General features: G+C 58.1%; 1 protein-coding gene. It reads right to left on the reverse strand.

Going from position 1 to position 432, the window contains the following annotated elements:
* On the reverse strand, positions 1–264 hold a 264-nt coding region (locus tag BP737_RS14045; RefSeq protein WP_342686275.1), incomplete at its 3' end, for a hypothetical protein.
* Positions 265–432 lie beyond the last annotated feature (168 nt).

Raw genomic sequence — 432 nt, forward strand, 5'->3', positions numbered from 1 at the left:
CGTCTTTCCCGACTGGCGGGGGCCGATCACGGCCACTGCCGGAAACCCGAGGGCAAGCGACCGGACCTTCTCCTCCGCGTCCCGCCGGATCATTCCCCGTACCTGGTTGGACATATTGTAAATTGTATTGACAATCTGTCCATAGAAATGTGCTCCGGCAAGAGTCAACGTTGAACTGCCGTTGAGCGAGTCGAGCATGCCTCGCAGGTGCCGGGTGATGTGGTCGTCCGGGAGAACGGCAACCTCAGAGCCTCCGAAGGACAAGAGAATACGATGTACATCATCCTTCCTGCGGTCCTCATGTCGACGATCAGAGTACCTGTCGCCAGCAGGCCGGATCGGAATACCGCAAAGGCGCTCCTTGTCGACAACCACGGTCGACGGTCGGATGAAGATCGGTATATACCGTTCGCCCCTAATACGTCCTGACCC

Origin of the sequence: Methanoculleus sp. UBA291 (assembly GCF_002499755.1) — an archaeon.
Taxonomy (GTDB): Archaea; Halobacteriota; Methanomicrobia; order Methanomicrobiales; family Methanoculleaceae; genus Methanoculleus; species Methanoculleus palmolei.